Annotated in this window: 13 protein-coding genes and 3 pseudogenes; 13 read left to right on the top strand and 3 right to left on the bottom strand. The window is 72.5% G+C overall.

Annotated elements, in window-relative coordinates; translation table 11 throughout:
• The first annotated feature begins 38 nt into the window (after positions 1-38).
• Positions 39-1,304 (top strand): glycoside hydrolase family 16 protein, encoded by a 1,266-nt coding sequence (locus tag BA175_RS26045; protein WP_069173959.1) that lies wholly within the window; start codon positions 39-41, stop codon positions 1,302-1,304.
• 193 nt (positions 1,305-1,497) lie between these two features.
• Positions 1,498-1,644 (top strand): annotated as a pseudogene (locus BA175_RS32035) (GNAT family N-acetyltransferase); the annotation flags it as partial.
• Here the strand turns inward: BA175_RS32035 and BA175_RS30200 are convergent.
• Positions 1,628-1,753: pseudogene (locus BA175_RS30200) on the bottom strand (IS5 family transposase); the annotation flags it as partial. The pseudogenes BA175_RS32035 and BA175_RS30200 overlap by 17 nt on opposite strands.
• Before the next feature lie 161 nt (positions 1,754-1,914).
• Between BA175_RS30200 and BA175_RS32030 the strand changes: the two are divergent.
• Positions 1,915-2,040 (top strand): annotated as a pseudogene (locus tag BA175_RS32030) (IS256 family transposase); the annotation flags it as partial.
• 73 nt (positions 2,041-2,113) lie between these two features.
• On the opposite strand, the gene BA175_RS26035 reads toward BA175_RS32030, so the two are convergent.
• Entirely contained in the window at positions 2,114-2,746 is a 633-nt protein-coding gene (locus BA175_RS26035; RefSeq protein ID WP_069173957.1) for a TetR/AcrR family transcriptional regulator, read from the bottom strand.
• An 85-nt stretch (positions 2,747-2,831) separates the two neighbouring features.
• Here BA175_RS26035 and BA175_RS26030 point away from each other — a divergent pair, with 85 nt between their 5' ends.
• Together BA175_RS26030 and BA175_RS26025 are read left to right on the top strand one after the other, a co-directional pair.
• On the top strand, positions 2,832-3,257 hold the full coding sequence (locus BA175_RS26030) for a nuclear transport factor 2 family protein (RefSeq protein WP_069173956.1): 426 nt from the start codon (positions 2,832-2,834) through the stop codon (positions 3,255-3,257).
• The gene (locus BA175_RS26025; RefSeq protein ID WP_069173955.1) at positions 3,254-4,093 is read left to right on the top strand and encodes an NAD(P)H-binding protein; all 840 of its coding nucleotides are present in this window, start codon (positions 3,254-3,256) and stop codon (positions 4,091-4,093) included. The genes BA175_RS26030 and BA175_RS26025 overlap by 4 nt, the downstream gene beginning before the upstream one ends.
• A 608-nt stretch (positions 4,094-4,701) precedes the next feature.
• On the opposite strand, the gene BA175_RS26020 is transcribed toward BA175_RS26025, so the two are convergent.
• Positions 4,702-5,649 (bottom strand): methionyl-tRNA formyltransferase, encoded by a 948-nt coding sequence (locus BA175_RS26020; protein WP_069173954.1) that lies wholly within the window; start codon positions 5,647-5,649, stop codon positions 4,702-4,704.
• Between the two features lie 251 nt (positions 5,650-5,900).
• Between BA175_RS26020 and BA175_RS26015 the strand changes: the two genes are divergently transcribed.
• From BA175_RS26015 to BA175_RS25980, 8 genes are all read left to right on the top strand, one after another.
• Entirely contained in the window at positions 5,901-7,298 is a 1,398-nt protein-coding gene (locus BA175_RS26015) for a lysine N(6)-hydroxylase/L-ornithine N(5)-oxygenase family protein (RefSeq protein ID WP_069173953.1), read from the top strand.
• Between the two features lie 54 nt (positions 7,299-7,352).
• Positions 7,353-8,411 carry a FecCD family ABC transporter permease gene (locus BA175_RS26010; protein WP_069173952.1) on the top strand — a complete coding sequence of 353 codons (1,059 nt, stop codon included), beginning with the start codon at positions 7,353-7,355 and terminating at the stop codon, positions 8,409-8,411.
• Entirely contained in the window at positions 8,408-9,469 is a 1,062-nt protein-coding gene (locus BA175_RS26005; RefSeq protein ID WP_069173951.1) for a FecCD family ABC transporter permease, read from the top strand. Before BA175_RS26010 ends, BA175_RS26005 begins: the two co-directional genes overlap by 4 nt.
• Before the next feature lie 40 nt (positions 9,470-9,509).
• Positions 9,510-10,367, top strand: a complete 858-nt coding sequence (locus BA175_RS26000) for an ABC transporter ATP-binding protein (RefSeq protein ID WP_069173950.1) — start codon at positions 9,510-9,512, stop codon at positions 10,365-10,367.
• A 97-nt stretch (positions 10,368-10,464) separates the two neighbouring features.
• On the top strand, positions 10,465-11,511 hold the full coding sequence (locus BA175_RS25995; RefSeq protein WP_069173949.1) for an iron-siderophore ABC transporter substrate-binding protein: 1,047 nt from the start codon (positions 10,465-10,467) through the stop codon (positions 11,509-11,511).
• A 37-nt stretch (positions 11,512-11,548) separates the two neighbouring features.
• Positions 11,549-13,336: an ABC transporter ATP-binding protein gene (locus BA175_RS25990; RefSeq protein ID WP_069173948.1), complete on the top strand. Its 1,788-nt coding sequence runs from the start codon at positions 11,549-11,551 to the stop codon at positions 13,334-13,336.
• 56 nt (positions 13,337-13,392) lie between these two features.
• Complete coding sequence (locus BA175_RS25985; protein ID WP_069173947.1) at positions 13,393-24,324, top strand: non-ribosomal peptide synthetase; 10,932 nt, start codon at positions 13,393-13,395, stop codon at positions 24,322-24,324.
• Positions 24,314-26,011, top strand: coding sequence for an ABC transporter ATP-binding protein (locus tag BA175_RS25980; protein WP_069174273.1), 1,698 nt, complete (start codon positions 24,314-24,316; stop codon positions 26,009-26,011). Before BA175_RS25985 ends, BA175_RS25980 begins: the two co-directional genes overlap by 11 nt.
• Positions 26,012-26,067: the final 56 nt, after the last annotated feature.

Raw genomic sequence — 26,067 nt, 5'->3', positions numbered from 1 at the left:
TGGGTGTGCGCCCCCCACGCTCCCCGAAGGGAGAAGGAATGAGTTCCACGCGTCATCCCCGACGTCTGGTCCTGTCCCTCGTCATGGCGCTCGGCCTCGCGTCGCTGTCCACCGGACTCGCGCAGAGCGCGCCCGCACCGGTGCGTACGGCCGCCGCGGCCGCACCGGCCGCCGTCACGTTCTCCGACGAGTTCGACGGCCCCGCCGGCTCGGCCGTCGACGGCGGCAAGTGGCAGACCGAGACCGGCGACAACGTCAACAACCACGAACGGCAGTACTACACCGCCGGAAACAGCAACGCCGCGCTCGACGGACAGGGCCACCTGGTCGTCACCGCGCGGAAGGAGAACCCGGGCAACTACCAGTGCTGGTACGGGCGGTGCGAGTACACCTCCGCCCGGCTGAACACGGCGGGCAGGTTCACCACCACGTACGGCCGGGTCGAGGCGCGGATGAAAGTCCCGCGCGGGCAGGGCATGTGGCCGGCCTTCTGGATGCTGGGCGACGACATCGGCCAGGTGGGCTGGCCTGCCTCCGGCGAGATCGACGTCATGGAGAACGTCGGCTTCGAGCCGTCCACCGTGCACGGCACCCTGCACGGCCCCGGCTACTCCGGCAGCGGTGGCATTGGCGCGGGCTACACCCTGCCCGGCGGGCAGGCGTTCGCCGACGCGTTCCACACGTTCGCGGTCGACTGGAGCCCGAACTCCATCACGTGGTCCGTGGACGGGACGGTCTACCAGCGGCGTACCCCCGCCGACCTCGGCGGCAAGCAGTGGGTCTTCGACAAGCCGTTCTTCGTGATCCTCAACCTGGCGGTCGGCGGCTACTGGCCGGGCGACCCCGACGGGAGCACGGTGTTCCCGCAGCAACTCCTCGTCGACTACGTCCGGGTGAGCTCCGGCAGCGGTCAGCAGGGCGGTGGCGGTCCCATCACCGGCCTCGCGGGCAAATGCGTGGACGTGGCCGGCGGCGCGGTGGCCAACGGTACGGCGGTGCAGCTGTACGACTGCAACGGGACGGCCGCGCAGCAGTGGACCGTGGGCGCCGACGGAACGATACGGGCACTGGGCAAGTGCCTGGACGTCGCCTCCGGCGGTACGGCGGACGGTACCCGGGTGCAGTTGTGGGACTGCAACGGGACGGCGGCGCAGCAGTGGGCGACGCCGGCTGCCCGGGACATCGTCAACCCGCAGGCGAACAAGTGCCTCGACGTGAGCGGGAGCAGCAGCGCCAACGGCACCCGGCTTCAGATCTGGACCTGCACCGGCGCCGCCAACCAGAAGTGGACGGTGACCCGGTGACCGCGACGCCGGGCTGACATCCGCCCGGACCTGACGGAGGCCGTGAGTACACGCGCGGTCCAGGACGCCTGACGGGCGGCCCCTGCCCACGCCCGGGCAGGGGCCGCCGCCTCCGCGGGCCGCACCCGGTCCCGGCGGGCCCGGGGCGGCCCTTGGGGCGCGTGTCGGAAGTGCCTTTCCAGGGCTCCCACGGTCCGTCCGGCTCTCCGTGTGGAAATGGCGGACCGGGGCCATCGCCCTGTACGAACGACTCGGCTTCACTGTCACCAACTCGTGGGATGAGCGGGATCAGCTGGTGTGCACGCAACGCGCTGCCCGAGTGGTCACAACCATTCGTTGATGGCCGCGATGAGAACGGTTGCCTCGTAGCGGACCGCGAGCTTGTCGTATCGCGTGGCTACGGCACGGTTCCTCTTGAGGCGGTTGATCCCGCACTCGACCGCATGACGGAATGAAGCCGGTTGAGTGACAGTAAATGGTTCGGTGTAACTCCCGATCATGGAAGATGCATCGATGACCAGACACAACGTGACCGAGGCCGGGACCGTCGAGCCGTCCGAGGCTGTGGTGCCGACGCCCATGGACGACCGGCTGATGGGACAGTCCTTAGGGCCTGCAGCTGACCGGCGAGGGCGGCCTGCTCCAGCAGCTGACCAAGCGGCTCCTGGAGTCCGCTGTCGAGGGGGAGATCACCGACCACCTCGGCTATGACAAGCACGATCCCGCCGGGAAGAACAGGGACGGTCCGGACCGACTGCTCCGCGCCTGTTCCCGACGCCGAAGCACGGGCCGCCGGCTCGGCACGACGATCACTCGCCGGCTCCCCGGCCCCTGATCACCCTCCGTTCCCCGGGCCGCGCGGGGCCGGAGTCCAGGACTCCGGCCGTGAAGTCCGCCAACTGCTCCCGCATCCTCTCGCGTGGCACACACTCGTGCCCGGCCAGATGCTCGACCAGATCGGCTCGGATGGCTGCCAGCAGGGCGTGTGCCGTGAAATCGCTGTCGGCCAGACCGGGGATCTGCCGCAGCACGGTGGCGAGCAGGCCGTGCCAGCGCGCGTAGTGATCCGCCTGGTACGGGCTGCTGCTCCCCCCCTCTTCCAGAGCAAGCATCAGGGGGCGGTTGTCCAGTTTGAAACACAGGAGGGTGTCGAGCAGGGCGGGTACGCGCTGCCGCGGCGGAGTCGCGGGTCCCAAGGGCGGAGGTCCGGTTTCCACGGCCTCCCTGACCGGGTCCAGCCGCGCTTCGTACAGGGCGCGCAGCAGTCCGGGGCGATCGCCGAAGGCCCGGAAGAGCGTGCCTTTGCCGACGCCGGCCGCCGCTGCGACGGCGGCCAGGGTCACGCCCTCCGGGCTCTCGTCCCGGGCGAAGAGAGCGTCTGCGGCCTCGAGGACGGCCTGCCGGTTGCGGACGGCGTCCTTACGGGGTTTGCGCTCGGGCATGCTGCGCCTTCCGATTGCTAAACGGACCCGGGGTCCGTATCGTTAAAGCGGACCCCGGGTCCATATTATGTGATGGAGGATACCCATGTCTGCACCGACTTCTCCGGCGGACCTCTACCGCCACAGTCTGCGTCTGCTGCTGGACAAGGACATGTCCGCGTGGGTCGCCCTGTGGGCCGAGGACGGCCTCATGGAGTTCCCCTTCGCCCCTGACGGCTGGCCGAAGCGCCTGGAGAGCAGGGAGGCCATCGCCGCGTACATGCGCCGCTATCCGGACCACGTCGATCTGCACGACTTCCCCGACGTGAGGATCCACCTGACCGACGATCCGGAGACCATCGTGGTCGAGATGCGAGGCGTCGGCCGCCTGGTGGAGTCGGATCACCCCTTCGAGATGACCTACATCGCCGTCGTAACGGTCCGGGGCGGGCGCATCACCTCCTACCGCGACTACTGGAACCCGCTCGCGGTCCTCGAACCCGGCATCGACTTCACCGGGAGCGGCCGATGACGGCCACCGGTACCACGTTGGTCATCGGCGCCACCGGCACCACCGGGAGCCGCACCGCGGCGCAGCTGTCAGCCGCCGGCCACCGGGTCAAAGCCGCCAGCCGCAAAGCCGTCGGCGTCCCCGGCGCGGAGCCGGTCGCATTCGACTGGTACGACCCCGCCACCCACGCCGCGGCCCTCGACGGAACCGACCGCGTCTACCTGGTACCGCCCGTGGGCGACGCGGACCCGGCGGCGGTCATGGTGCCGTTCCTCCGGCAGGCTCGTACGGCCGGCGTGCACCGTGCGGTGCTCCTCAGTTCCTCGGCCGTCCCCGAGGGCGGCCCGGCGGTGGGCGCAGTCCACCGGGCGCTGCCCGATCTGTTCGAACAGTGGGCGGTGTTGCGGCCTTCGTGGTTCATGCAGAACTTCACCGGAACCCATGCACATGCCTTGAGCATCCGCGAAGAAGGGGTCGTCCGGAGCGCGACCGGGAGTGGCCGGGTCGGCTTCGTCGACGTCGAGGACATCGCGGCCGTGGCCGTCCGTGCGCTGACCGGCGAACCCGCCCCCAACGCCGATCTCGTCCTCACCGGGCCGGAGGCGCTCAGCTACGACGACATCGCCGCCGCCCTCACCCGGGCCACCGGCCGGCCCGTGAAGCACCACCGCTTGTCCTACGAACAGATGCGCGACCGTCTCGCGGCGCACGTGCCGAAGGAGTTCGCCTCACTGCTGGCCGGCATGGACCGTGCCATCGCCGAGGGGGCGGAGGACCGCGTCACCGACACCGTCCAGCGCCTCACGGGGCGACCCGCAGGCACCTTCGAGGCCCTCCTCGAACGGGAGAGGAGGTGAGGCGGCTCGGCATCGGCATCGTCACCTCCTCACCGCCCGCCGCCCATCGGGCCGACGAGTGTCGGTAGACGCACGGGTCCCGCCGAGCTCCGTACTCGGCGAACGTCGCCCGGCGGGCAGGACGGCCTTCGCGGCCGGACATCGGCAGCAGGCCGTCCGCGCGATCCGGCCCGTGCGAGTGACCGTCCGAAGCGCCTTGGCCCGTGCACGCCAGGTCGGCTTACGGCCCGTCTTGCGCGGACGCGTGGTGCGGGAGAGCGCGGCGGCCACCGGCGTGGTCGCACGGCGGCCACGCCACGCATGGGTGAGTACGCCGACCGCCTGCGCAGCAGTGATGCGCTGAACGTCGGAGCTCGCCATCCGTCTCCGACCGGGCCGGCGCTCGACCGATGGTCGGGTGGCCGGTTCACCCTCGGTGTGGGGCGCGGCTTCCCACCTGAGGGCTGTCCCGCACGTCCCGGCGGGCGCGCGACGACAGCTACGGCCCCTCGCCGCCTTGTCGGAACGTCGTCCCCATACATCCCGTATGCGGACGTCCCTCCGCCGTGCGATGCCCCGCATCCGACGCCGCACGCCGATTCACCGGGAATCGCGGGACAGCCCTCAGGTCAGGGACGGCCGGTCAGATAGCCGCCCATGGAGGTGAAGTACTCCGTCGCGGGCATCTCCCGGCCGTCCTCGGTCCGTACCCGGGTGACGGCCAGCCCCCGGTTGCGGCCGGTGCGGGCGTCGGCCCCGGCGACGATCACCACGCCGTCGCCCTCCCGGTAGAAGATCCGGCCGGGCGTTCCGCCGTAGCGACCCTCGGACACCACCGAGTTCAGGATCTCCAGCCGCCTGCCCCGGTGGAACGTGAAGGCACTGGGGTACGGCTCCGACTGGGCGCGGACCAGGCGTTCGAGGTCCTCGGCCGGCCAGGTCCAGTCGATGCGGACGTCCTCGGCGGACCGCTTGTGGAAGAAGGTGGCCCGGGAGCGGTCCTGCGGGGTGAACTGCGTCTGCCCGGCGGCGATGAGACCCAGTGCGCCGAGGGTGACCGGGGCGATCAGGTCGACGGTCTTGTGGAAGAGGTCGGTGGCGGTGTCCGTCGGTCCGACCGGAACCGCCTCCTGACGGACGATGTCACCCGCGTCGAGTTCGTCGTTCATCATGTGCGCGGTGACGCCCACTTCGGACTCCCCGTTGATCAAGGCCCAGATCAGCGGGGAGAAGCCGGCGTACTTCGGCAGCAGCGAGTCGTGGATGTTCAGGGTGCCGTGGCGCGGGAGGGCGAAGATCCGGCGGGGGATCCAGGTCCGCCAGTTGTTGGCCACGATGACGTCCGGCTCGGCCTCCTGAAGACGCGCGAACAGCTCCTCGTCGTCGGGGCGGTTGCGGATGAGCACCGGGACGTCGTGCCGGTCGGCCAGGTCGGCGACGGAGTCGCTCCAGATCTTCTCGTACGCGTGCTCGCTCCGAGGGTGGGTCACGACGAGCGCCACGTCGTGTTCGGAGTCCAGGAGGGCTCGCAGGGTGCGGTGGCCCCAGGTCTGGTATCCGAACATGACGACCCGCATGGGGTTCCTCCTCAGAGCAGGGAATGGCCCGCTCAGTAAAGCAAGGCTTACCTTACTATGCAACGCGGCGACTCCTGGCGGCAGTTGAGGGGTGCTCGACGGCCGGCCGTGAGGTTGTCCTATCGACAGCTCCCCGTGATTAGCTTAGGCTCACCTAAGTTCAGCGGGCCGCTCCGCCTGCGTGCTCCGTTCCCGTACCTCTCCGCCTTCTGCGCGCCTGACAGGCGGCTTCCCCGCACGATGGGAGTGACATGTCACCGGTTCATCCTGGCGACGTACCCGTCCACGACCTCATTGGCATCGGCTTCGGGCCGTCCAACGTGGCCCTGGCGATCGCGATCAGCGAGCACAACGCCCGTACCGGCGCCCAGGGCGGTGCTCGGAACGGCCCACCGGAGCCGGTCAGCGCCCACTTCTTCGAGCAGCAGCCGCGCTTCGGCTGGCACCGCGGCATGCTGATCGACGACGCGACCATGCAGGTGTCCTTCCTCAAGGACCTGGTGACGCTGCGGAACCCGACCAGCGACTACAGCTTCCTCTGCTACCTCAAAGGCAAGGACCGGCTGGTCGACTTCATCAACCACAAGAACCTCTTCCCGCTGCGGGTGGAGTTCCACGACTACCTGGAGTGGGCCGCGGCCAAGGTCGGGGCGATGGTCTCCTACGGTCACGAGGTCGTCGGCGTCACGCCCGTCGTCGGCGACGGAACCGTGGAGTACCTGGACGTCACCGTCCGCTCCGGGGACGGGCTCGCGGTCCACCGGGCCCGCAACCTCGCCATCGGGACCGGGCTGCGCCCTCTCCTGCCGGAGGGCGTGGAGCGCGGCGACCGCGTCTGGCACACCTCCGAACTGCTGGCGAAGGTCGACAGCCTCGAAGGCACCTCGCCCTCCCGGTTCGTCGTCGTGGGCGCCGGTCAGAGCGCCGCGGAGAACGTCGCCTACCTGCACCGGCGCTTCCCCCGGGCCGAGATCTGCGCCGTCTTCTCCCGCTACGGCTACAGCCCCGCCGACGACAGCGGATTCGCCAACCGGATCTTCGACCCGGGCGCCGTCGACGAGTACTTCGCCGCGCCCGAGAGCGTCAAACGCCGGCTGATGGACTACCACGGCAACACCAACTACTCCGTGGTGGACATCGACCTGATCGACGACCTGTACCGGCTGATGTACCAGGAGAAGGTCCTGGGCACCGAACGGCTGCGCTTCCTCAACGTGTCGCGGCTCGCCGACCTCGAGGAGACCCCGGACAAGGTCCGGGCCACCGTGACGTCCCTCGTCACGGGGGAGGAGACGCTCCTCGACGCCGACGTCGTGGTACTCGCCACGGGCTACAGCCCCGTCGACCCCCTCGGCCTCCTCGGTGAGGTCGGGGACCGCTGCCTGCGCGACGCGGAGGGCCGCCTCCGTGTCGAGCGCGACTACCGCATCGCTACCGACCCCGCCCTGCGCTGCGGCCTGTACCTCCAGGGGGGAACGGAGCACACGCACGGCATCACGTCGGCGCTGCTCTCCAACACGGCGGTCCGGGTGGGGGAGATCCTGGACTCGCTGCTGGACCGGGCCGTCACGGCCGCGTCCGACGAGGCCCCGCCGGTCGCCGGCCCGGCCCACCGCACCGCTGCGCCGCCTCGCCCTCCCCGGGCGTGAGCACCCCGCACCGGCGCCTTCGCCCATGGACCACGAGGGACTGCGTACGCCGACATGAGCACAGCTGTGGTTGAACGTCCGGCACCGGGGGCCGTGGTGGAGGCCCGCCGAGGGCGGGTCGTGGGCCTCGGCGTCCTGGTGGTGGTCCTCGCCGCCACCGGGGCGGTGTCGCTGGCCGTCGGCGCGCGCGCCCTGAGCCCCGCCGAGGTGTGGCACGGGCTGTTCGCGGCACCCGATCCCGATCAGGGGCTCACCGGGATCAGGCTCATCGTGCGGACCGTGCGGCTGCCCCGCACGGTGCTCGCGGTCGTGGCGGGTATCGCCCTGGGCGTCGGCGGGGCGCTGATCCAGGGGTTCACCCGCAATCCCGTCGCGGACACGGGCCTGCTCGGCGTGAACAGCGGGGCCTCGTTCGCCGTGGTGACCGTGATCGCCGTGTTCGGCGTCACCGACCCCTTCCGGTACGTCTGGTTCGCCTTCCTGGGGGCGGCGGTCGCCGGTGTGGTCGTCTTCGGGCTGTCGAGCATCGGGCGGGGGGCCGGCAATCCGCTGACCCTCGCGCTGGCGGGGCAGGGAGTCACGGTGTTCCTCGCCGCGATGACCACCGCCGTCGCACTGTCGGACCAGAAGTCGCTGAACGCGCTGAGGTTCTGGAACGCGGGATCCCCGGCCGGTGTCGGCTTCGACGTGATCCGGCCGGTGGCGGCGTTCGTCGCCGTCGGTCTGCTTCTGGCGCTGACCACGCTGCCCTCCCTCAACCTGCTCGACCTGGGTGCCGACGTGGCACGGGGGCTCGGGGTCAACCTCGCGCTGAGCCGGACCGTCGGCATCGCCGCCGTCACCCTGCTGGCGGGCGCGGCGACGGCGGCGTGCGGCCCCATCGCCTTCCTCGGCCTGATGGTGGCCCACGTGGCCCGGTATCTGACCGGGCCCGACCACCGCTGGCTGGTGCCCTACGCGGGGTTGCTCGGAGCGCTGGTCCTGCTGGTCTGCGACATCGTGGGCCGACTGGTGGTACGGCCCGGCGAGTTGGACGCCGGTGTCGTCGTCGCCCTCCTCGGCGCACCCTTCTTCGCGGTGCTGGTGTGGCGGGGAAGGATCAGGAGCGCGTGAACGGGACCGAAGTGACACCACCGATGGTGCCCGGCGTGCGGGTCGGACCCCTGTCCTTCGTATGGCGGCCCTGGCCGGTGTGCGTCACGCTGCTGCTGCTGGCGGCGACCTTCCTGGTGTTCTGCCTGTCCATCGGCATCGGGGACTTCCCCGTGGGTCTGACCCGGGTGATCGCCACGCTCCTCGGCCGGGGGGAGCGGGTCGACGCGTTCGTCATCATGGACCTGCGGATGCCGCGGGCCCTGGCCGGACTCGTCGTCGGGGTCGCGCTCGGGGTGTCGGGGGCCGTCACGCAGTCCGTCGCGCGCAATCCGCTGGCCAGCCCCGACGTCCTGGGGATCACCGTGGGCGCCGGCGCGGTGGCGGTCTTCCTGGTGACGGTGTCGGGCGGGACCGCCGCCGCGGTCGCCGGCTCGGTCGGCCTGTCCGCGGCGGCGCTCGCCGGAGGGCTCGGTACGGGACTGCTGGTGTACTTCCTGGCGTGGCGCCGCGGGATCGACGGCTTCCGGCTCATCCTCATCGGCATCTCCGTGAGCGCCGTGATGGAGGCGATCACGACCTGGCTGCTGGTCACCGCGGACATCAGGGACGTGACCCGGGCCCAGGCGTGGCTGGTCGGCTCGCTGGACAACCGGTCGTGGGACGAGGTCGGAACGGCACTCCGGGGCACCCTCGTCCTGCTGGCCGTCGTGGCCTGTGCCGCGTTCCAGTTCAAGCCCCTGCACCTCGGCGACGACGTGGCGGCCGGCCTGGGCGTCCGCTACGCCGGGGTGCGGGCGCTCCTGCTGCTGTGCGCGGTGCTGCTGGCCGCGCTGGCGGTGAGCGCGGCGGGCCCCGTGCCGTTCGTCGCGCTGGTGGCCCCGCAGGTGGCGATGCGGCTCACGAGGTACCCGACCCCGCCCATGGTGGCCTCCGGCCTGGTGGGCGCGCTGCTGCTGACCGGCTCCGACGTGGTGGCGCGTACAGCGCTGCCCGTCACCCTCCCGGTCGGCGTGATCACCGCCGCGATCGGCGGCCCCTTCCTCGTGTACCTGCTGGTGAGGGCGAACCTGCGGTGAAGCGACCGAACAGCCGGACAACCGACACGGAGGGGGGCCCATGACCGCTCAGCACATCACCGGGACCCGATCAGGGACCGACGGCACGGCGCGACTGGCGGCCAGGTCCGTCACGGTCGGGTACGGCGGCCGGACCGTCATCGAGGGACTCGACGTGGTGATCCCGCCGGGGGTGGTCACCACGATCATCGGCCCCAACGGCTGCGGGAAGTCGACCCTGCTGCGGACCCTGACGCGGCTGCTCAAGCCGGACGAGGGGACGGTCGTGCTCGACGGCGAGGACATCGGCAGACTCAGGACGCGGGAGGTGGCCAGGAAACTCGGGCTGCTGCCGCAGGCGCCGGTCGCGCCCGACGGGCTGACGGTCGCCGACCTGGTCGCCCGGGGCCGCCATCCGCACCAGAGCTGGCTGCGGCAGTGGTCGTCGGACGACGCGTCCGTGGTGGAGCGGGCGCTGGCCATGACCGGGGTGTCCGAACTGGCGGACCGTCCGGTCGACTCGCTGTCGGGCGGGCAGCGCCAGCGGGTCTGGATCTCCATGACCCTCGCCCAGGGCACCGACCTGCTGCTCCTGGACGAGCCGACCACCTATCTCGATCTGGCGCACGCCATCGACGTACTCGACCTCGTGGACGACCTGCACGAGTCGGGACGCACCGTGGTCATGGTCCTGCACGACCTCAACCTGGCCACGCGCTACAGCGACAACCTCGTCGTGATGCGGGCGGGGGAGATCCTCGCGCAGGGGCACCCGCGCGACGTGATCACCGCCGAACTGCTGCAGGAGGCCTTCGGGCTGCGCGCCCGGGTGGTCGAGGACCCGGTCGGTGACCGGCCGCTCATCGTGCCCATCGGCCGGACCCATGTACAGCCCAACTGGGCTTCCCCGCAACGCTGATGATGTGATTAGGTTAGGCTAACCTCACTTCATCGGGCGAGGGTGCCCGCCCTGAGTCCGGGGCGTCGCGGACAGCGTGAAAGCAAGGGATGCCCTGATGCTCCTCCACAGAACGACCCACAGCCGGCCGTGGAGGCCGGCAGCGGCACTGTCGGCGGTGCTCCTCGCCGTCGGCCTCCTCGCGGGATGCGGTTCCGGCTCCCCGGACCCGACGGACGCCGGAGCCCCCGCCGCCGCGGGCGCGTTCCCGGTCACGGTGGAGCACGCCTTCGGCCGCACGGAGATCACGAAGGCCCCCCGACGGATCGTCTCCGTCGGCTACACCGACGACCAGACCGTCCTCGCGCTCGGCATCAAGCCGGTCGGCATGGTCGACCAGTACCCGAACCCGGCGGGCAGGTCCCCCGACGTCAACACCCAGTGGCCCTGGGTCAAGGACAAGTGGGGCGGCACCCGCCCCGAGGTCGTCATGAGCAACGGCGACGCGGGCCCCAACTACGAGAAGATCGCGGCCCTGCGGCCCGACCTCATCGTCGCGGTCTACTCCGAGATCGACCAGGACGCCTACGGCAAGCTCACGGCCATCGCTCCGACGGTGGGCCGCACCGAGGCCGAGAAGGAACCGTTCAGCGCCCCGTGGCAGGACAACGCGCTCCACATCGCCAAGGCGCTCGGCAAGGAGCCCGAAGGCGCCGCACTGGTCAAGGGCGTCCAGGACAAGCTCGACGCGGTCCGTGAGGCCCACCCGGAGTTCGCGGACCGGACCGCCGTCGCGCTGTCCTGGTACGAGAACTCGGTCGCGCCCTTCACCACCACCGACGTGCGCGGACGTCTGGTCACCGGCATCGGCTTCAAGGGCGCGACGAAGATCGACGAGATCGCGGGCGGCTCGTTCTACACCCGGCTCTCACCGGAGCGCGTCGACCTGGTCGACGTCGACCACATCTTCGTCATCAACGACAAGGCCGACCAGGAAGCGCTGAAGAAGTTCGAACTGTTCGCCAACCTGTCGGCGGCCAGGAACGGGAAGGTGTCCTACCTGCTGGACAGCGAGGGCCCCGCCGTCGGCGCCGCCATGTCCCAGAGCACCCTGCTCTCGCTGCCGTACGCGATCGACGAACTCGTCCGGTCGGTCGGCCGGTGACCGCGCCCGTACCCTCCCGCCCCGCCCGGGCCCGCGTGTGAGTGCCACCGGCACGCGCGCCGCCCCCGCGGTCCTGCGCACGGCGACGGGACGCGTGGCCACCGGCTGGGTCGCGGCACACTGCCGCGAGGTGCCCTGGCTGACGGCCACCACCCTGCTCACCACGGTGGCCGGGGCCGTTCTCCAGGTGCTTCCGGTGCTCCTCCTCGGCCAGGTGGTCGACGCGGTGGCCGAGGGCACGTCGCGCTCGGTCCTGGTCACGGTCGGCGTCCAGCTGGTGGCGGCCGCGCTGCTCGGTGCGGCGGCCACCGCCGTGTCGACGTACCTGATCGGGCGGCTCGGCGCGGATCTGCTCGCCCGGCTGCGGGAGAACGCCGTCCGTGCGGTCCTCGGGATGCCGAGCGCGCGGATCGAACAGGTCGGCCGGGGCGACGTGCTCTCCCGGGTCGGCGACGACGTGGCCGTGCTGTCCCGGGGTATCCGGACGGCAGTCCCCACGGTGTTCACGGCAGGGGTCCTGGTCGCCGTCGCGACGATCGGCATGTTCGGACTCGACTGGCGGCTCGGCCTGGCGGGCGCCGGCGCGCTGCCGGCGTACGGCCTGGCCCTGCGCTGGTACCTCCCCCGGTCCGCCCCGCTCTACCGGAAGCAGCGGGCGGCGCAGGCCGACCGGGCCCAGGCGCTGATCAGCGGGCTGAACGGGATCGACACCGTCCGGGCCTACCGCCTGGAGAACGCCTTCCGCGAGAAGGTCACGGCCGAGTCGTGGCGGGTACGGGATCTCGGCATCGAGGTCTTCCGGTTCTTCGGCCGGTTCGTCGGCCGGGAGAACCGCGCGGAGTTCATCGGGCTCGTCCTGATCCTCGTGGTGGGGTACCTCCTGCTGGAGGCCGGCGCGGCCACTCTCGGTGAGGTGTCGGCGGCCCCGCTGATGTTCCACCGGCTGTTCACCCCGCTGGGCGCCATCATGTTCACCTTCGACGAGGCGCAGAAGTCGGGAGCGAGCCTGACCCGCCTGGTCGGGGTGCTGGGGGAGGCCGCGGACGAGCGGCTGGTGGGGGACACGTCCGTCCCGCCGGCGGACGCTGCGCCGTACCCGGTGCGGGTGGAGGGGGTGACGTTCAGTTATCCCGACGCCGAGGAGCCGGTCCTGCGGGACGTCAGCCTGACCATCCCGGCGGGGGGTTCGCTCGCCCTGGTGGGGGCGACGGGCGCGGGCAAGTCCACCCTGGCCGCGCTGATCGCGGGCATCGGAACGCCGCAGGCGGGTTCGGTGCGCATCGGTGCGCAGGACCTCGCCGGTCTCGACGAGGCCGGGGCGCGGGCGCTGGTGAGCATCCTGACGCAGGAGACACACGTGTTCTCCGGCTCGCTCGGCGACGACCTGCGGCTGGCCGCGCCGGAGGCGGACGACGCCGAACTGATGGACGCGTTGCGCGTCGTCGGTGCCGGCGGATGGGCCGAGGCCCTGCCCGACGGGCTGGACACCATGGTCGGCGAGGGCGGCGAGCGGCTCGACGTCACCAAGGTCGCCCAGACAGCCCTGGCCCGGCTGGTGCTGGGCCGGGCGCCCGTGGTGGTGCTCGACGAGTCGACCGCCGAGGCGGGCAGCGAGGGCGCCGCCGCGCTGGAGCGGGCCGTGCTCGCGGCGTGCGCCGGCCGTACCACGCTGTTCGTGGCCCACCGGCTGACCCAGGCGATGGCGGCGGACCGGATCGCCGTGCTGGACGCGGGGCGTGTGGCCGAGGAGGGGACCCACGAGGAACTGGTCTCCCTCGGCGGCCGGTACGCGCGACTGTGGCAGGCCTGGCGCGAGGGTAGTTAGGTCACCCTTACTTAGGTTAGGCTAACCATTCACTTCGGAAAGGCGAGGGGTCTTCGATGACGACGGAACCGAGTGCCCGTCAGGTGCGGCTCTCCCCGGCGGGCCTGGCAGGCGTACGCCGGCGGATCGGTGACTACTCCGACAGGACCATCGCCGAGGCGTGTGCCATCGGACTGGCCTACTGGGCGGCAGGTCTGAGCCCCGCCGGACTGGACCTGAACCCCCGCACCCTGTTCGCCGATGTCCTCGGCTGGGCCGGCAACGGCGGCCGCGCGCCCGGAGGCTGGGAGACCGGCGGGGACGGGCGGAGCATCACCGTCCCCGCGGGGGTCGTACCCGCAGAGGCGCAGCTCGCCCTCGACGACCTCGCGGACTTCCCCGACCGGCCGCTCGGCACCCTCGGCCCGGCCGGTGCGGCCGCGAGAGCCGGGCTGCCGGCCGAGCGGAACGACACGTACGCCGAGCGGGTCCGCCCGACCCTGATGGAGATGTTCCGCGCACAGGCGCGGGCGAGGCCGGACGCCGTCGCCGTCGTGGACGAGCGACGGATTCTGACCTACCGTCAGGTGGACGAGCTCTCCGCCCAGCTGGCTCACCACCTGCTACGCCGCGGACTCACACCCGAACAGGTCGTCGGCATCTCCCTGGCCCGCTCCGCCGACATGGTGGTCGGACTCCTCGGCGTACTCCGGGCGGGGTGCGCCTTCGTGCCGCTCGATCCGCAATGGCCCGCCGCGCGACGGACCGTCGTCGTCGAGGACGCCGGCGCCGTGCTGCAGCTCAACGACTCCGGCGCGCACGCGCAGGACGAACCGGAGGCCGTGGCCGTCGACCTCGACGACTGGCGCTTCGGCTCCTATCCCGTGGAAGGGCCCGAGGTCACCGTCCCCGGTGCCGCCCTGGCCTACGTCATCTTCACCTCCGGCTCCACCGGCCGGCCCAAGGGCGCGATGATCCGGCACGAGGCGATCAGCGAACGCCTGCTCTGGCAGTCCCGGGAGATCCTCGGCTTCGGAACCGACGACGCGTCACTCTTCAAGGCTCCGCTGTCCTTCGACATCTCCGTCAACGAGATATTCCTCCCCCTGGTCCGCGGCGGCCGGCTGGTGGTCCTGCGGCCCGGCGGCGAACGCGACCCGCACCACCTGCTGAGCGTCATCGCCGCACAACGCGTCACCTTCACCTACCTCGTCCCGTCCATGCTGGACGTGCTCCTGGAGATCACCGGCGACTCCGGGCAGCTGGACAGCCTGCGACACGTCTGGTGCGGCGGCGAGGTGCTGACCCCCGAGCTCTACGAGCGCTTCCGCACCCGGCTCGACATCCCCCTGTACCACGGATACGGCCCCGCCGAGACGACGATCGGGGTCTCGCACGTCATCTACCGGGGCGCGGCCGAACGCCTGTCGACCTCGATCGGCAGGGCCAACCCCCACACGCGCCTGTACGTGCTGGACGACGAGCTGCGCCAGGTCCCCGTCGGGGTGGGCGGCGAACTGTACGTCGGAGGCTTCCTCCTCGGACGCGGGTACGTCAACGCGCCGGGTCTGACGGCGTCCCGGTTCGTGGCCGACCCCTTCGCCGGGGACGGCTCCCGGCTGTACCGGACCGGCGACCTCGCGCGCTTCGCCCCCGACGGGACGCTGGACTTCCTCGGCCGGGCCGACAACCAGGTCAAGATCCGCGGCATGCGGCTGGAGATCGAGGACGTCGAGGCCGCACTCGCGGAGCACCCGGGGCTGCGCCACACCTGCGTCGTCGCGAAGAAGAACACCGCGGGCGGCACCTACCTGGTGGGCTACGCCATCCCGGCCGCCGGGAGCGAGCATCTGAGCGCGGACGAGATCAGGGCATGGGCCGTCGCCCACATGGTGGAGTACATGGTGCCCACCCACCTCGTCGTCATGCGGGAGTTCCCGCTCACCGCCAACGGCAAGCTCGACCGGGCAGCACTGCCGGAGCCCGGGACCGGCACGGGACCGCTCGTCGCGCCCGCCACCGAGAACGAGCGCCTCGTGTGCGCGGCGGTGGCCGAGGTGCTGCGGCTGGACGCGGTCGGGGCGGACCAGGACTTCTTCCGGCTCGGTGGAGACAGCATTCTGGCGATCTCGCTGCTGAGCGCGTTGCGCGACGCGGGCCTCCACGTCACGGCACGGCAGATCTTCACCCACAGCGTCGTGGGCGCCCTCGCCGCGGTGGCGAGCCGCGAGGAGCCGCCCCCGGCGGACCACGGCGACGCGGCGACCGGACCGGTCGCCGGATCCCCCGTCGTGCGGTGGCTCGGCGAGACCACGGACACCATCGACGGCTTCGTGCAGTCGGTGGTGCTGAACACCCCGGCGGAGCTGACTCCCGCCGCTCTGGACGCGGTCCTCACCGCCGTGGTCCACCGGCACGACATGCTGCGCGCCAGGCTGGTGCGGGGCGACCGCTGGGGCTTCGACATCCCCGAGGCCGACGGCGCCCGCGCGCGGTGGCAGGAGAGCGAGCTGGAACCGGACGCGTGTGCCGCGCTCGCCGCCGGCGAGCTCGACCCGGACGACGGCGTGATGCTGCACGCCGTCTGGCGGCGCGCAGCACGGCAGCTGGTCGTCGTCGTCCACCACGTGGTGATCGACGGCGTGTCCTGGCGGATCCTGGCGGAGGACCTGGCCACCGCGTGGCGTCAGTTCGCCGCGGGCGAGCCGATCGGCCTTCCCCCCGTGGGCACCTCTTTCCGGCGCTGGACGCAGCTGCTGGAGCGCACGGACTTCAGCGCCGACCGTGCCTGCTTCCGGCGCCCGCTGCCCGGCCCCGACGCACCGCTGGGCAGGCGCGCCCTGTCCGCCGCCGACACCGTCGCCCGGGAACGGGTCAGGACCGTCACGGTCGGCCCCGAGGTCACGGCCGCGCTGCTCGGCGAGATCCCCGCGAAGTTCCACGCGGGCGTCAACGACGTGCTGCTGACGGCGCTCGCGGTCACTCTCGCGCGATGGCGACGCCACCTCGGGCAGGACCAGACCTTCGCCCACGTCGAACTGGAGGGCCACGGCCGCGAAGGGCGTTCCGTGGCGGACACCGCCGGCTTCGAACCGGAGCTGTCGCGGACCGTGGGCTGGTTCACCACCCTCTTCCCGGTGACCGTGGACCCCGGCCCGGCGGCCGATCCCACCGCACCCGAGTACCTCGCCGCCGCCCTCAAGGCGGTCAAGGACGACCTCGCGCGGGTACCGGGCAACGGTGTCTCCTACGGCGCACTGCGCTACCTGGCCGGCACCGCCTTCGACGTACCCGCACCGCAGGTGCTCTTCAACTACCTGGGCCGTTTCGGCCCGTACACCTCCGGGGACTGGCAGTTCGCCGGTTCCACGGGACAGCTGGGGGAGAAGCGCGACCCGAGGATGCGCCTGCCGCGCGCCCTGGAGTTCAACGCGATCGCCGAACCCGCACCCACCGGCGGCCACGAGCTCGTCACCGCGATCTCCTGGCCCGACGGCATGTTCACCGACGAGGACATCACCGCCGTCGGCGCGTACTTCCAGGAGGCACTGGCGGGGCTGGCCGCACTGGAGCGGGGCGGCCACTCGCCCGGCGACTTCCTTCCGGTGCGGCTCACCCAGGCCGACGTCGACGCCCTGGACGGCCCCGGACTGCGTGACATCCTGCCGCTGACCCCCTTGCAGGAGGGCCTGTACTTCCACTCCGTCTTCGACGACGACGCGTCCGGCAGCTACGTCGAGCAGCAGGTGATGACGCTGGAGGGCGAGGTGGACGCCGACCGCCTCGCGGCGGCGGCCACCCGGCTCCTCACGCTGTACCCGAACCTGGCCGCGCGCTTCGCCGTCCTCGCCGACGGCCGTGTGGTCTCCGTGCTGGAGAGCGGCGTCCGCGCGCCCTTCACCACCCTCGAACGCCCCGGCATCACCGACGCCGAGGTCCGCGAACTCGCCGAGCGGGACCGCCGCGCCGGGTTCGACCTGGCCACCGGCCCGCTGATGCGGTACACGCTCGTCCGCGGGGGCCCGGGGCGCGACGTGCTGGTGCAGACCGTGCACCACCTCGTCGCCGACGGCTGGTCGGTGCCGCCGATGCTCCGCGCGCTGCTGACCGAGTACCACGCACCGGGAACCCTGCACCCGCTCGGCGGCGGCTTCCCCGACTACGTGCGCCGGCTCGCCGGCCGCGACCACGACGAGAGCGACCGGGTGTGGCGGGACCAGCTCGCCGGGCTTCCCGGCCCGTCGCTGGTCGCCGAGGGCCACACCCCGTCCGAGCGGTTCGCCGACACGGCCGTGGACCCCTCGGACGACATCGACGCGGCCGCCCGCGCGGCCGGCGTGCCGCTGAGCGTGGCCGTGCACAGCGCCTGGGCGGTGACCCTGGGCGGCCTCCTGCACACCCACGACGTGGTGTTCGGCTCGACCGTGTCCGGGCGCGACGCCGAGGTGCCCGGCATCGAGGACATGGTGGGCCTGTTCATCAACACGATTCCCGTGCGCGCCCGGTGGGACGGCTCCACCACGGCGGGCGGCCTGCTGGCCTCGGTACGGGAACATCAGAGCGCGGTGCTGCCGCACCAGCACGTCTCCCTGGCCCGGACCGGCCGCCTGGCAGGCGCCGGCGGCCTCTTCGACACCCTGGTGGTGTTCGACATCCCCACCGATGTGGAGGAGCTGCGCGGGACCGGCGACGAGCTGGTCGTGACCGGCATCGCGAACGAGGGCGCCCCGCACTACCCGCTGACGCTGGTGGTCGAGCGCACAGCCGGCAAGGCCCCGCGCTTCCGCCTGATCCACGACGGGGAGATCCTGCGGGAGGCGGGCGCCCGGGCGATCCTGCGCACGTTCACCCGTACCCTCACCGGTCTGCTCACCCGGCCCGACACCCCGCTCGGCGACCTGGTGCCCGAGGAGAGCCCGCGCCCCGGACCGGTCGCACCGACGACCCTGGACCGCCTGTTCGACTCCGCGGCCGACCGGGACCCGGCCGCCACCGCCGTCACCCTGTGCCGCCTCGACGGCGGGACCAGGTCGCTGACCTACGGCGCACTCGCCCGGTCGAAGAACGCGCTGGCCTCGGTCCTGCGCGCCGCCGGTGCCGGACCGGGCGGACGGGTCGCGGTGGCGGTCCCCCGCTCGACGGAACAGGTGGTGGCCCTCGTCGCCGTCGTCACCGCCGGAGCCGCGTACGTCCCGCTCGACCCGGCGTACCCGGACGAACGGCTCGCGTACGTCCTCGCCGACGCCGCCCCGCAGGTCGTCCTCGTGGCCCGTGAGCAGCGGGACCGCTTCACGCGGCTGCTGAGCGGCCTGGACGGCGCGCCGGCCCGCGTGCTCGTGCTGGGAGAGGAACGACCGCACGCGGAGGAGCAGCCGCAGGCGGCCGAGCTCCCGCGGGGCGACCGGCCCTCGTCGCAGGCCGCCCCGCACGACCCCGCGTACGTGATCTACACCTCCGGATCGACCGGCCGTCCCAAGGGCGTCGTCGTCCCGCACTCCGCCGTGGTGTCGCTCCTCGCGCACACCCGGCCGGACATGGACTTCGGCCCGCACGACGTGTGGGTGCAGTTCCACTCGTACTCCTTCGACTTCGCGGTCTGGGAGCTGTGGGGAGCACTGACGCACGGTGCGGAGCTGCTGGTGCCGGAGTACGGACTGACCCGCTCCCCGGTGGACTTCCACCGGCTGGTGCGCGAACGGGGAGTGACCGTACTGAACCAGACCCCGTCGGCCTTCTACCAGTTCGTCGAGGCCGACCGGCAGGCCGGTGTGCCGCTCCCCGCCCTGCGCCGGATCATCTTCGGCGGCGAGGCCCTCGACCCGGGCCGGCTGCGCCCCTGGGCCGAGCGGCACGGCACCGCCTCCCCCCAGCTGGTCAACATGTACGGCATCACCGAGACCACCGTCCACGTCACCCACCGGGTCCTCACCGAGGAGGACCTGGGCCACGACGCCAGCCCGATCGGCGGGCCCATCCCCGGCCTGACGACCCGTCTGCTCGACGACCGGCTCCGGCCGGTGCCGCCGGGCCGGGTGGGCGCGGTCTACGTCGCCGGTGACCAGCTCTCCCTCGGCTACCTCGGCAGGCACGGGCTCACCGCCGCCCGGTTCGTGGCCGACCCCTTCGCCGGTGACGGATCCCGCATGTACCACACGGGCGACCTCGCCCGCCGTACGCTCGACGGCGAGCTGGAGTTCGCCGGCCGCGCCGACGACCAGGTACAGCTCAAGGGTTTCCGCGTCGAGCTCGGCGAGGTGGAGTCCGCCGTCAGGGCGGTCGACGGGGTGACCGACGCCGCGGTCACCGTCTCCGCCGACGGCGACCACCTGGTCGCGCACGTCGTGGGCGAGCTGCCGGACGGCCTCACCGGCCTCCTGTCCGCGCGCCTGCCCGCGCACATGGTGCCGGGCCGGGTGCTGCGCACCGACGCCCTGCCGCTGACGGTCAACGGCAAGCTGGACCGCAAGGCCCTGACCGAGCGTGCCGCCGAGGACGGGACCCCGGCGGCCCCCGCCGGCTCCGCGCTCGCCGCACTCGTCGGCATCTTCGCCGGCACCCTGCCCGGCTCCGTCACCGTCGACGCCGACACCGACTTCTTCGTGGCCGGCGGCGACAGCATCGTCGCCATCACCGTGATCAACCGGGCCAGGGCGCTCGGACTGCCGATCGCACCCCGGGACGTGTTCCTCCTCAGGACGCCGCGTGCGCTCGCCGCGCACCTGGCGGCGCACACCGCGCCGCACGCCCCGGCACCCGCCGCCGCCCCCGCCGGGGACGGTCCACTGGCACCGACGCCCATCATCCTGCGCCGACGGGAACTGGGCGGCTCGCTCGCCCGGTTCGCCCAGGCCAGAACCGTGACGGCGCCGGAGGGTACCGGCTTCGCCGATGCCCGGCGCGCCGCCGACGCCGTCGTCGCCACGCACCCCGTCCTGCGGCTGCGGCTGCACGTCGAGCACGGCGTGTGGTCCCTGCGTACCGGGCCCGCGCGCGTGGCGACCGTGGTCCGGTCGGACGTGGCCGATCCGACGGCCGCCGCGGAGGAGGCCGCCGGCCGCCTCGATCCCGAGGCCGGCGACGTCATCGCCTTCTCCTGGCTGGAGGCGAGCCGCACCCTGGTGGTCACCGCGCACCACCTCGCGGTCGACGCGGTGTCCTGGCTGATCCTGCTCGACGACCTGGCCGCCGCCCTGCGCGGCACCGCCCCCGCACCCCCGACCACGCCGTACGCCGAGTACGCCGAGGCCCTGCACGCCCGGTCCGTCCTGGTGACCGACCGTCTCGGACACTGGACGGACACCCTCGATGCCCCCGCCCTGCTGCCCGGCGACGAACCCGGCCCGCTGCGCACGACCACCGTCGTTCTCCCGCCCGGCGTGAGCACACAGGTGACGCGTACCGCGCCGGCCGCACTCGGGCTCGGCCTCACCGAGCTGCTGTGCGGCGCGCTGCGGACCGCTCTGACACACGTCCAGACCTCACCCACCGACCTCGCGGTCGAGCTGGAACGGCACGGCCGGGTCCCCGTACGGGAACACCACGACTACACCCGCACGGTCGGCTGGTTCACCTCCATCGCCCCGGTACGGCTCACCGCGCACACCGACCCCGTGGCCGCGGCACGCGAAGTCACCGCACGCCAGCCGGACGAACGCGGGCACGTCGCCTACGGTCAGCTCCGCTACCTCAACCCGCAGACGGCCCCGCTGCTGCGCACCCGTCCGCAGGTACTGTTCAACTACCTCGGCCGGGGCGGCGAGTCCCGGGCACCACGCCTGACCGGCGGGGACGGGAACAGCCCCTACGCCGTCGAGGTCAACGCGTGGACCGACGACGCCACCGGAAGCCTGCACGCCGACTTCACCCTCGCGGACGGCATCCCCGACGCGATCACCGCGCACTGGCGGAACGCGCTGGAACGCATCGCGGACGCCTCCACGACCGCCGAACGCACCGCCCCGGTCACCCCGCTCCAGCGGGGCCTGTACTTCCAGGCCCAGATCGCGGGGGCGGCCGGACACTACGTCGCGCAGAGCTACTTCACCTTCGACCGGCGCCTGGACACCGACGCGCTGGCCGAGGCGATGGCGTACGTGACCGGGCGCCACCCGGCCGTCGGCGCCGGCTTCACCACGGACGACGACGGAAACCCGGTGCAGCTCCTCGCAGCCGGCCGGCGGGTGCCCGTGCGCACGACCGTCCCACGGACGGAGGCGGACGTCGAGGCCCTGCGCGCCCGGGACCGCGACACCGGATTCGACCTCGGCGCACCGCCCCTGATCCGGCTGACCGTGCTGCGGCGGCCCGACGGCCGCGACGGCCTGCTGCTCAGCTACCACCTGCTGCTGTGGGACGGCTGGTCCCGCGAGATCGTGCTGCGGGACCTGTTCGACGCCTACCGGGCAGCCGTGGCGGGCGAGCCGCTGGTCCCGGTCCCGCTCACCCCGGGCTTCGAGGACTACGCCCGTGCGCTCGCCTCCAAGGACGCCGCCGCGGCGGAACGCTTCTGGGCCGGGCACCTGGCCGGCCTCACCGGCCCCACGCTGCTCGCCGGACCGGAGCCGGCCCTCACGGACGACCTGCCACGCGCCCTCGTGCACACCCTCTCCGCCGGGCGGTCGAGGCTCCTGAGGGACGCGGCCAAGGCGCACGGCGTCACGCTGAACACCGTACTGACCGGCGCGTTCGGGCTGCTGCTCGGCGCGCACACCGGCCGCGGCGACGCCGTGTTCGGTGTGACGGTCTCCGGCCGGGAGGGCGAGGGCCTGTCCGGCATCGTCGGTGTGCTCCTGAACACCGTGCCCCTGTGGACCCGGCCGCGGCCGGGCGACACGGTGGGGGAGTACCTGTCCGCCGTCCAGGCGGCCCGGGTCGAGGCGATGGAGCACGAGCACCTGGGACTCGGGGAGATCCAGCGGGCCGGTGGCCACGACAGCCTGTTCGACAACCTCTTCGTCCTCCAGAACTTCCTGAACCCGGACGCCTTCGCCGAGATGAACGCCCGTCACGGCATCACCTCGGTGACGGCGGACGACTCGACGCACTACCCCTTCACCTGGGTCGTCACCCCCGGCGAGCGGCTCACCGTCACACTCGAGTACCGCGACGACGACACCGCCCGTGCCCGCCGTCTCCTCGACGACTACCTGCGCGTCCTCGACGACGTGGCCCGCTCGACCGGGCCGGTGGGAGCGCTGAAGGGGCTGGGGCCCGAGCCCGGGCCCGCGGGGCGCACCGGCATCGGCACGGACACGGTCGTCGACCGGTTCGACCGGGCCGCGGACCGCGACCCGCACCGGATCGCCCTCGTCGCCCACGGATCGACGCTGACGTTCGCCGGGCTCCGGGACCGCAGCCGGGCGCTGGCGGGGGTACTCGCCGGCCGCGGTCTCGGGCCGGAGACGACGGTGGGCCTCGCGATCCCCCGCTCGCTCGACTCCATCGTGGCGCTGTTCGCCGTGCTGCGCGTCGGCGCCGCGTACGTGCCGCTGGAGCTGGACCACCCGGACGAGCGGATCGCCGCCGTCGTCGGCCACGCACGGCCGCACGTGATCCTCACCGTCAGCGCCGTGTCCCCCCGGCTGACCGGCGAACTGATCGAGCTCGACCGCCCGCTGCCCGAGGCCCGGCCGTACGTGACGTTCGCGCCGGACGACCCGGACCGCCTGCGGCACCCGGCGTACACGATCTACACCTCCGGCTCCACCGGGGAGCCCAAGGGCGTGGTAACCGAGTACGCGGGACTCACCAACATGCTGGTCAACCACCGGCGCCGGATCTTCGGGCCGGTGCTGGCCGAGCACGGTGACCGCGTCTTCCGGATCGCCCACACCGTGTCGTTCGCGTTCGACATGTCGTGGGAGGAACTGCTGTGGCTCGCCGACGGCCACGAGGTGCACATCTGCGACGAGGAACTGCGCCGCGACGCGCCCCGGCTGGTCGAGTACTGCGTGGAACACGGGATCGACGTCGTCAACGTGACTCCGACCTACGCGCAGCACCTGGTGGCCGAGGGGCTGCTCGACGACCCCGCGCGCCGGCCCGCGCTGGTGCTGCTCGGCGGCGAGGCCGTACCCCCGGCGCTGTGGCGGAGACTCGCCGAGACGGAGGGGACGGCCGGTTACAACCTCTACGGGCCCACCGAATACACCATCAACACCCTCGGTGCCGGCACCTTCGAGTGCGCGGACCCGGTGGTGGGCGTGCCCATCGACAACACCGACGTCTACCTGCTGGACCCGTGGCTGCGGCCGCTGCCCGACGGGGTCCCCGGTGAGCTGTACGTCTCGGGGACCGGTATCGCGCGGGGCTACCTCGGTCGGCCCGGCCTGACCGCCGAGCGGTTCGTCGCCTGCCCCTTCGGCGGGCCGGGCGAGCGCATGTACCGCACGGGGGACCTGATGGTCCGGCGCCCCGACGGACACCTGATGTACCTGGGCCGCACCGATCAGCAGGTGAAGATCCGGGGTCACCGGGTCGAACCCGGCGAGGTCGAGGCCGCGTTCGCGGCGCATCCGGCGGTACGGTTCGCCGCCGCCGTCGCACAGCCCGACCCGCGCGTCGACGGGGCGTACCGGCTGGCCGCCTACCTCGTGCTGGACGGCGCCCCCCTGGCGGCGGTCGCTGCCGAAGTGGGCGCCCGGCTCCCGGACTTCCTGCGCCCGACGCACTACGCCCAGGTCGACGGCATCCCGCTGACCGTGAACGGCAAGGCCGACACCAAGGCCCTGCCGGAGGCCAGACCGCTGGGCGTGCTGACCACGGGAGGCGAGCGCGGGCCCGCGACCGGTACCGAGAGCGCGGTCTGCGCGTTCTTCGCCGAGGCGCTGGACCTGGACGACGAGGAGGTGAGCGCGGTGAGCGACTTCGTGCTGCTCGGCGGACACTCGATGCCGGCGGTGCGGCTGATCGGCCTGCTCCGCCGGGAGTTCGGCCCCGTGATCACGATCCGCGACGTGCTCACCCTGCGGACCCCGGAAGCGATTGCCCGCCACCTCGATGACCACTGACCCGCGAGGGCTCCGCACGGGCTCCGACATCCTGCGGACCGCCCTGCGCCGGAACCTCGGCGCCATGACGTCGGGTACCGCCCTCATGGGCCTGTACCAGGCGGGCGAGACCGCCTTCCCCATCGCCCTCGGCCTCATCGTCGAGCACACGATGCAGGACCGCGACCCCGGCTCGCTCGGTCTCTCGATCGCGGCGCTGGCCGTGATCATCACGACCGTGTCGCTCTCCTGGCGGTTCGGGATGCGCATCCTGCAGAAGGCCAACACGACCGAGGCACACCGCTGGCGGGTACGGGTCGCGGCCTGCGGGCTCCAGCCGGTGCCCAGGGACGTCGGCCTGAAGTCCGGCGAGGTGCTGACCGTCGCCACCGAGGACGCGGACCAGACCGCCGACATCATCGAGGTGGTCCCCCTGCTGATCAGTTCCCTGGTCGCGGTGCTGGTCGCGGCGGTCGCGCTGGGCCTGGCCGACGTCCGGCTCGGCCTGCTGGTGATCGTGGGGACCGTCGCGATCCTCTCGGTCCTGAGCGTCATGTCACGGCGGATCGGCTCCGGCACCCGCGAACAGCAGGCCCGGGTCGCACGGGCGGGCGCCAAGGTCGCCGACCTGATCACCGGCCTGCGCCCGCTGCACGGCTTCGGCGGCAACCACGCGGCGTTCCGCTCCTACCGGGCCCTCAGCACCGAGGCGAAGCAGCAGGCGGTCACCGTCGCCCGGGTGAACGGCGTGTACGCGGGGACGGCCCTGGCGCTCAACGCGGTGCTGGCCGCCGCCGTGACCCTGACCGCGGGCCTGCTGGCGTTCGAGGGCCGGATCACCATCGGAGAGCTCGTGACGGCCGTCGGCCTGGCGCAGTTCATCATGGAGCCGCTCAGACTGTTCTCGGAGATGCCGAAGTACGTGATGACGGCGCGCGCGTCGGCCGACCGCATGGCCCTCGTGCTGGCCGCACCACCGGTGACCACCCCGGGCCGGGAGCACCCGGCCCCCGGGGGAGACCTGGAGATCGACGGCGTCCGGTACGGCTCCCTGCGCGGGCTGAAGTTCCAGGTGCACGGGGGGGAGTTCGTGGCGATCACCGCCTACCAGCCGCGCGCGGCGGCCGACCTGGCGTCGATTCTGGCCGTGAACACCCCGCCCGAGGCGTACGAGGGGGTGGTGCGGGTGAGCGGGCGGGAGATCGGGGACCTGTCGGCCGAGGCGGTCCGCGCGCACATGCTCGTCAACCCGTACGACGGTGAGATCTTCGCGGGGACGTTCCGTACGAACATCGACCCGTCGGGCACCAGCCGGACGGTTCCCGAGGCCGTGGAGGCGTCCATGCTCACCGATGTCGTCGCCCTCCACCGCGACGGGCTCGACCACGTCGTCCGCGACCGCGGCGCCAACCTGTCCGGTGGCCAGCGCCAGCGCCTGTCCCTGGCCCGTGCCCTCGCCGCCGACACCGACGTCCTGGTCCTGCACGACCCGACGACGGCGGTCGACGCCGTGACCGAGCAGATCGTCGCGCGCAACATCGCCGGTCTGCGCCGGGGCCGCACCACCGTGGTGATCACCAGCAGCCCCGCGCTCCTGGACGCCGCCGACCGTGTCCTGGTCCTGGACGAGGGGGCCGTCACCGCGGAGGACACCCATCGCAACCTCCTTGCCAAGGACGAGGGTTACTGCCTGGCCGTGGCCCGCTGAGCCCCGGCGGCCGGCCCGGCTGGAAGCGTCGTCCGGCGGCGGCCAGGAGGGGCACC

Source organism: Streptomyces griseus (assembly GCF_001715295.1).
Taxonomy (GTDB): Bacteria; Actinomycetota; Actinomycetes; order Streptomycetales; family Streptomycetaceae; genus Streptomyces; species Streptomyces griseus_G.
The sequence above is the reverse complement of the archived record's forward strand: the minus strand, read 5'-3'. Positions and strand labels throughout refer to the sequence as shown.